This window comes from Pectobacterium polonicum (genome assembly GCF_005497185.1).
GTDB classification, from domain to species: Bacteria; Pseudomonadota; Gammaproteobacteria; order Enterobacterales; family Enterobacteriaceae; genus Pectobacterium; species Pectobacterium polonicum.
Genome location: NZ_RJTN01000061.1, coordinates 1 through 1,539 on the forward strand (window position 1 = coordinate 1; position 1,539 = coordinate 1,539).

Sequence of the window (1,539 nt, forward strand, 5' to 3'; positions counted from 1 at the left end):
TGGAATAAAAAAAGGAAAAAATGGACTCCGTCTATATCTGTTAATGGCAAAGAAAAATATTTAGGTAGATACGACTCAATATGGGAAGCAATCTGCGCAAGAAAGTCAGCAGAAAACCGATACAGCTTTCACGAGAACCATGGAAAACTATAATTAGCCATTTTGGAGTCCTGGCCATTCAGCCGGATCGTAAAGCCACGCAATGTTCTTGTTTAGCGGGTTGGTCATCGACAACGAAACATTCACATCACTGCCATCCATCGAGCAATCGGCGATATACAGCGTCCACGACTTCAACTCTGTTGAAGTGTCTGCTGAGTCGAACAGACGGTAAGTGCAGGTTATCGGCTTTATGCGTCCTGCTCCTTTCCACGCTTTCAACTGCTGTTTAAAGTCCTGCGCAAGTCGGCTGAATTTCAGCGTTGAGTCGATAACCGGCGTTCCGCTCTGCTGGCTATCGGTCAACTCAAACCTGCACGGTAGATATTCATCTCCACCCAGCGTTTTGGGGAATATCTGGTTATTGACGAGCCTGATAGGACCGAATGACGGATGACTGAATTCTATCGCTTCGTAGATTATCCGATTGGGTCGCTGCGCCCTGATTTCTCGCAATGTCGGCATTATGGCCTCGGCAATGTTTGAGTGACGATAACATCCAGCCAACTACCCCACGGCGCGGGAAGCTCAACAATGATGTCATCAAACTCATCATCGGCGTTATTCACTTTCCTGCACACGACATTCCCCGTCCAGGTGAATACGTTTCCGCTCTGGTTCCACTGCGGGTAATCGATAAAGTGAAGCTCCTGCACTTCGACACCAGTATCACCACCACCGGTTGACACTGGCATGCTGAACCAGTTAACACAGTTGTCGAGATACTTCGCGCTCTTTAGCCACTGAGTGAATGCCCGGTGCTGGTCGCGGTTGAGTATCCACGACAGCGCCATCATGTCTTTCAGGTCGTCGGTTAGCTTCTGGAATATTGGAGCGCCTACCTGCGGGTTGTCAGTCCGAAACCCGGTATCGTGCGTCCAGTCAGGATACGGGATGATTGCCATTGGCTCTCCGGGTGATTCTTAACTGATCAAATATCAGGATGTACGCATTCATTGCTGCGTTATAACGTGAAAGCAAAAACTCTCTTTGCGGCACCCAAGGGAACAACTCAGCCCACTCATGCATAAGCATGAGTGAACAATTAAGAGCTATGGCTGATAAGCTCTCTCTAAGGATTTTAAATGCAATTTCTACACAAAAGACTACATCTAAACAAAGGTGATACTGTTGTGGTTGATTGCTCTCACCAAAGCAATATTCTGCTAACCACAGACAGTAATTTTAATAAATACAAAAATGGGTACGGATTCGATCATCATGGAGGGGGAGGGTTCTTTAAAATGTTACCAGCGCGCCTCGTTGCCCCTAACTCAGGGTATTGGAATGTGACTATAGATTTAGGTGGCGGCTCAGGAAATGTCAGTCACAGCATTACCATCATCCCAGCATAGCATCTGCCCCTTAGCCTGAAATAAA

General features: G+C 47.1%; 3 protein-coding genes. 1 reads left to right on the plus strand and 2 read right to left on the minus strand.

Going from position 1 to position 1,539, the window contains the following annotated elements; translation table 11 throughout:
• Positions 1-153 precede the first annotated feature (153 nt).
• Together EDI29_RS22600 and EDI29_RS22605 are read right to left on the minus strand one after the other, a co-directional pair.
• Entirely contained in the window at positions 154-624 is a 471-nt protein-coding gene (locus EDI29_RS22600; protein ID WP_137742661.1) for a DUF1833 family protein, read from the minus strand.
• Positions 624-1,064 carry a hypothetical protein gene (locus EDI29_RS22605; RefSeq protein ID WP_137742662.1) on the minus strand — a complete coding sequence of 147 codons (441 nt, stop codon included), beginning with the start codon at positions 1,062-1,064 and terminating at the stop codon, positions 624-626. The genes EDI29_RS22600 and EDI29_RS22605 overlap by 1 nt, the downstream gene beginning before the upstream one ends.
• A gap of 180 nt (positions 1,065-1,244) precedes the next feature.
• Here EDI29_RS22605 and EDI29_RS22610 point away from each other — a divergent pair, with 180 nt between their 5' ends.
• A complete protein-coding gene (locus tag EDI29_RS22610) occupies positions 1,245-1,514 on the plus strand; it encodes a DUF1883 domain-containing protein (protein ID WP_137742663.1) in 270 nt (89 codons plus the stop codon).
• Positions 1,515-1,539: the final 25 nt, after the last annotated feature.

What these genes read in the sequence shown, in the direction of transcription:
- EDI29_RS22600 (WP_137742661.1), bottom strand. Translation starts at nt 624, where the DNA reads ATGCCGACATTGCGAGAAATCAGGGCGCAGCGACCCAATCGGATAATC.
- EDI29_RS22610 (WP_137742663.1), top strand. Translation starts at nt 1,245, where the DNA reads ATGCAATTTCTACACAAAAGACTACATCTAAACAAAGGTGATACTGTT.
- EDI29_RS22605 (WP_137742662.1), bottom strand. Translation starts at nt 1,064, where the DNA reads ATGGCAATCATCCCGTATCCTGACTGGACGCACGATACCGGGTTTCGG.